3 protein-coding genes and 1 pseudogene are annotated in these 5,686 nt (G+C 48.5%); 3 read left to right on the top strand and 1 reads right to left on the bottom strand.

Going from position 1 to position 5,686, the window contains the following annotated elements:
* Nucleotides 1-44: 44 nt before the first annotated feature.
* The 3 genes from Q0095_RS08440 to tsaD all read left to right on the top strand — a co-directional run bounded on the left by Q0095_RS08440 (nucleotide 45) and on the right by tsaD (nucleotide 5,152).
* On the top strand, nucleotides 45-2,114 hold the full coding sequence (locus Q0095_RS08440) for a TonB-dependent receptor (RefSeq protein WP_297883097.1): 2,070 nt from the start codon (nucleotides 45-47) through the stop codon (nucleotides 2,112-2,114).
* Nucleotides 2,115-2,458: 344 nt separating this feature from the next.
* The gene (gene creD, locus Q0095_RS08435; RefSeq protein ID WP_297883095.1) at nucleotides 2,459-3,853 is read left to right on the top strand and encodes a cell envelope integrity protein CreD; all 1,395 of its coding nucleotides are present in this window, start codon (nucleotides 2,459-2,461) and stop codon (nucleotides 3,851-3,853) included.
* Nucleotides 3,854-4,144: 291 nt separating this feature from the next.
* On the top strand, nucleotides 4,145-5,152 hold the full coding sequence (gene tsaD, locus Q0095_RS08430; RefSeq protein WP_297883093.1) for a tRNA (adenosine(37)-N6)-threonylcarbamoyltransferase complex transferase subunit TsaD: 1,008 nt from the start codon (nucleotides 4,145-4,147) through the stop codon (nucleotides 5,150-5,152).
* Between the two features lie 271 nt (nucleotides 5,153-5,423).
* On the opposite strand, the pseudogene Q0095_RS08425 reads toward tsaD, so the two are convergent.
* A pseudogene (locus tag Q0095_RS08425) lies at nucleotides 5,424-5,686 on the bottom strand (hypothetical protein); the annotation flags it as partial.

The raw sequence follows: 5,686 nt of genomic DNA, 5'->3' as shown, positions 1-5,686 counted from the left end.
ATTAATTACCGTTTTTTAATATCATTATCATTTAGGAGTTTCGTATGAAAAAATTTCATCTGGCTTTGTCCTTGTGCGCAGTTCTTTGCTTAAGCGCACAAGCAGACGAGAAATCAAGCGCTACGGACGTATCCAAAAGCAAAGATTCAAATAGGCAAAGCCTGGACGTAATCGAAGTTACTAGCGATTCTAGCACACCTAGCACCGTGGATGATATCAAAATCAATACTCGCAACGCTACGCTCATCAAAGATGTATTTCGCGACATCCCAGGCGTTTATGTGGGCGGCACCAACGGCATGAATCAAAAAATTTATATGCGCGGCGTGAGCGATCGCGGTCTAAATATCACGATTGACGGCGCGAAACAAAACGGCAATACCTTCCACCACAACGCCGATTTACTAATCGATCCGGATCTTATCAAAGCCGTAGAGATCGATGTCGGCGCGCGCTCGGTCGTGAACGGCTCGGGCGCCTTGGGTGGCTCGGTAGCTTTTAAGACTGTGGATGCCAACGACCTGCTCGAAAAGGGTCAGGATATAGGCGCCAAGCTCAAAGTGGGCTATACAAGCAATAACGAAGGCTATTCGCAAAGCGCGATGCTTTATGGCAGGGCGTTTGATAGCCTAGATATGCTTGCTGCGTTTAAGCACTACGGATACGGCTTCGGCGAATCCGGCAATGGCAAACCTACGGGCGGTGATGGCAACGATATAAATTATCTATTCAAGGCGGGCTATAGCTTTTTGGATTTCCATAAAATTTCACTATCTACCGAGCATATGCAGTATAAAGGTCTCTATCCGCTGCGACCGGAATTCGGCTCTTGGCTGAACGGACAGCTGGATAACCGCAAATACGAGCGCGATACGCACACGATCAAATACACGTATAATCCAAGCGACTTGCTAGAACTCGACATCACGGGATATTACACCAAACATCAACGCATCGGATCGACTTCAACGAACGTAAAATGGGGCGTCGAGACCAAAGGCAGCAAAATCGGCGCTAAGAGTAAATTTGAAACGGGCGATTTAGCGCATACGTTGCGTTATGGCTTTGATTACTACCGCTCCGAAAACTACGTTAAGCCCGGCAATCTACGCCCCGAAAAGGTCGATAATTATAGCTTTTATATCGAGGATGCTATGCGCTACGGCGGGCTTACGGTAACTCCCGGCGTGCGCTACGAAAGGCACGAGCTAAAGACTTATAACGGCAGAGGCGCTAATATCTCTAGCTACAAATATAAATTTGACGAAGTAAGCCCCGCCTTGGCGCTTGATTACGAGATTGGCGCTGGATTTGGGGCATTTGCGAGCTATGCGCGAGTATTTAGAGGACCCGACGTAATGGAGAGCATGATGGCTGCGGGCACTAGCCGTGGCAGACCGCTAAGCTGGATGGCTAACGAAAATTTAAAAGCCACTACGGGCAACGCCTACGAAATAGGCGGTCGCTACGAAAGCGAGCTAGGAGAGAATTCCTCGGTAAGCCTAACTGCGAAGTATTTCAGGACGGAATATAAAAATCTCATCGTAGATAACAATGCTCGCGGCGGCGTTATCGGCTGCCCGGGAGGAGCAGCAAATACCTTATGCAGGGCTAATGCAGGCGGCGCGGACATTGACGGCGTCGAGCTTTTCGCAAGATTGATATTAGATGATTTGAGCCTTGCTGCGGGTTACACCCACCAGCACGTAGAATATAAAGACCGCGTGCGCAGCGGCTCGGGCTATCTAAGCTCAAACATCATCGGCTACCGCGACTATGGCGATAAATACACCTTCAATGCCGAGTACGCAATCTCTGCGGCAGATCTACTGCTGGGCTATAACTTACTATTTTTCAACTCCAAAAACGTAGCCTCCGCAAATAGCGACGAAAAAACAAAAGTGCCTAGCTACGCGGTTCACGATCTATATGTGACCTACGCTCCGGATAGCGGGCGATTTAAAAGGCTTGAGATCAACGCGGGCGTTTACAATCTCTTTGATAAAGCCTACGCATCGCACTCGCAGCGCAGTACCGATTTCACCGGAGATTCAAATGCTATCGACTGGGAGCCTGGACGAAATTTCAAGCTAAGCGTGGCGTATAAATTTTAAAGCTTACGCGAGATGACGGTACGAAATTTTGCACGCTAAAGCGGCGAAATTTTAAAAATTCAAAGCCTTTGGAATTTCAAAATTCCTAGGGCTTTGTAAATTTGAAATTCTTAGACTTAGAATTTCAAGCTTTTAAATTCTACTAACAAAAATTTTTCTCGTAAAATTCTCATTCGCAATGAAATTCTAGCTTACGGCAAAATCCCCAAAATTAAAAGCGATATCCGCAGCGCTTCACATCCGAAGTTCGTTTAGAATTTATAAAATTCCTCCCGCTTAAAGCGCCGTCCGTTTACTCTTCATCGTTAAAATTCTGTTTTAAATTCTACTTAAAAGGAGAGCCTTTGTTAAATTCTACTAAAAATGCCATTCGCGGGGCATTTTGGACGAAACCGTTCATAGTTTTAGTGCTGCTTTTGCTGCTGCTAATCCCACTAAGCTTTATCGATAATCTTACCTACTCGCGCTCCGAAACCAAGCAGCTCGCGCAGGATTCGATCCTCACACCGGTGGGCGGCGAGCTGCAAATCCAGGGTCTCGCGATCGTCGTGCCCTACGCAGAGATAATCGAAGCGATAGATAAAAGCAACAACGAGCTCGTAAAAAGGCGCGTAGAGAAAAATTTCATCATCGTGCCTAAAAACTACTCCCTCGCGGCGGAGATCGACCCCACCTATCTAAAGCGCGGGATTTTTCGCGTTCCGATATATAACGGCGATTTTGCGCTTAAGGCGGACTTTGAGGCGATAAACTATACCGAGCTCGGCGTCGATCCTGCGCGGCTAAATTTCGACGAAGCCGTGCTAGTGCTCGGCGTAGGCAATCAAAAATCTTTCACCGCCTCCCCCGCTTTAAGCTTAAACGGCAAGGAGCTTAAGCAATATCACGGCAACACCGAAGCTAAAATTTTTGATCGAAGCCTAATCTACAAGCTCCCCGCTTCCGCGCTGTCGTCTGATTTTAGCATCAGCGGTACGCTTAAAATCCAAGGCGGCGAGGCGCTTCATCTAGCTCCGATCGCACAAAATAGCCGTTTTGAAATTAGCTCTACTTGGTCATCGCCTAGCTTTGGCGGCGGCTTTATCGCCAAATCGCGCGAGGTAAGCGCTAGCGGCTTTAAAGCTTCGTGGGAAGTTACAGGCTTAGCCGCGGGCATTGCTCCTGCGTGGCTAGCAGATCAAGACACGCAGATTGCGATGACGAGCCGGCGCAGCTACGACGATAGAAACGACGCCGTAAGTATCGGCTTCATCGAGCCCGTGAACAACTACTCGCTGATTAAGCGCTGCACGGATTACGCGTTGTTATTCTTAGCGGTGCCGTTTTTAGCGATCTTTTTGTGCGAGGTTTATACTCACGAGCGCATCCACCCGATCCAATACCTATTAATAGGACTTGAGGACGTCGTTTTCTACCTGCTTGTGCTCTCGCTCTCCGAACACATCGGCTTTGCGATCAGCTACGCTATCTCGGCGATCGCGGTAAGCGCGATAGTATTTTTCTACGCAAGCGCGATTTTCAAAGGCGCGCGCTGGGGCGTTTTCATCACTTGCGTTCAGCTCGTCTCATACGCGATCCTCTATGTTATCTTAAATTCCGAAGACTACGCCCTATTAATGGGAAGTTTGATGATCTTCGCGGTGATTTCTTTGGTAATGTATTTTACGCGCAAGCTCGATTGGTACGACACCGCGATCCCAAGCGGCGAGAAAAAACAAGAGCAAGAGCCCGAAATTTAGCCTTTAAATTTGCCGCTAAATTTAATCGCAATGGCCTTTGGAGCTTTAAAATCCAAAGGCCTTTTTAAATTTGCCCGCTAAATTTCGACTGCCAAAATTTCATCTATTTAAAATTTTATCCGCCGCGGCAGACAAACTGCGACCGAGCCGAACGACGCATTTTAAAATTTTGCCCCGCGAGCGGAAGTACGTCGCGACAAAGACAAAATTTAAAGCGCGCCGTTTTAAATTTTAAAATTTCATCTGCGCCGATTTTTGAGTATAATGAGCGAAAAATTTTAAGGATTTTGTGTGATACTTGCTATTGAGAGCAGCTGCGACGACAGCTCGGTCGCGGTGATGGATGAGCGCAGTTTCGAGCTGAAATTTTACGAAAAAATAAGCCAGGAGGCCGAGCACGCCAAATACGGCGGCGTCGTGCCCGAGCTTGCCGCGAGGCTGCATACGGAGGCGCTGCCGCGGATTTTACAGCGTGCAAAGCCCTATTTTAGCGAGCTTAGCGCCGTCGCAGCGACCAATACCCCAGGGCTTAGCGTGAGCCTGATCGGCGGCGTGAATATGGCAAAAGCGCTCGCACTCGCGCTAAATTTGCCGCTCATCGGCGTAAATCATCTCATAGGCCACATTTACTCGCTGTTTTTGCACGGCGAGGCGCGATTCCCGATGGGCGTTTTGCTCGTTAGCGGCGGACACACGATGGTTTTGGATATCGACGCGGCGGGGGGTATCGAAATTTTAGCGACCACGGGCGACGACAGCTTCGGCGAGAGCTTCGATAAGATCGCCAAAATGCTGGGTCTCGGCTACCCGGGCGGCGCGCTCATCGAGGAGCTTGCAAAAGGCGGCGAGCCGAGGTTTGAACTGCCCGTACCGCTAAGGGGCGACAGGCGGCTGGAGTATAGCTTTTCGGGGCTTAAAAACGCCGTGCGCGTGCAGATAGAGAAGCTAAAAGAGGCGGGCGAGCTGGATGAGCAGGCGATGCGCGATCTGGCGCGCTGCTTTGAGGATGCGGCGTGCGCGCACATACTGGATAAATTGCAGCGGATCTTTGAGCTGCGGCGCTTTGCGCGCTTCGGCGTCGTGGGCGGAGCAAGCGCGAACCTGCACCTGCGCGGGCTTTTGACAGATTTGTGCGAGCGGGCGGGCTGCGAGATACTTTTCGCGCCGATGAAATTTTGCTCCGACAATGCCGCCATGATCGCGCGCGCAGCGATAGAAAAGCTGCGTAAAAAAGAGTTCACGGCACCCGCAGAACTGCAAATCGTTCCGCATCTAAATCTACGCTCGGCATTTGAGTGAAATTTTAAAATTTACAAATAGTCTGCGCCCGCTAGCGAATTCTCGCGCATTGGGCGTTTGAGTAAAATTTTATCTCGCGCTCGCTCACGGTTAGGTTTTGGATAAATTTCGCTTTGAATTTACATATCGCGTTTAAGGCTAGCGCCACGTTTTGTTAAATCTCTTTCATGCTCGCACCGTCATCGGTGCCGCTACCGTTGCACATCCTCGCTGCTTGCAATGTCTGCTAAATTTTGATCAGTTTTGTTAGCTTGTCATTTTTTGCACTTTCTTAATCGTGCAGGAAAGTTACGACTTCGTGTTCTTTTGGCAAGAACTTTCTACCGTGTATACCGCTTTCGCCATATTCTATTAAAGCTTCACCAAGCACCTTATAGAGCTCATCTAAAGAAATTCCGTAAGTGCTGGAATTTATACTTTCTAACTTATATTTGATAAAAAACGGATTATCGACTAGCATTTTACTGGTAGTTTCGTCGTAAATTCGCCTTATATCAAGCTCGATATCTCTACATTTATAGTGAAACAACCAAA

Origin of the sequence: uncultured Campylobacter sp. (genome assembly GCF_938045535.1) — a bacterium.
Taxonomy (GTDB): domain Bacteria; phylum Campylobacterota; class Campylobacteria; order Campylobacterales; family Campylobacteraceae; genus Campylobacter_B.
Note: the sequence above shows the minus strand (reverse complement) of the source record. Positions and strands in the feature narration are given on the sequence as shown.

What these genes read in the sequence shown, in the direction of transcription:
- Q0095_RS08440 (WP_297883097.1), top strand. Translation starts at nt 45, where the DNA reads ATGAAAAAATTTCATCTGGCTTTGTCCTTGTGCGCAGTTCTTTGCTTA.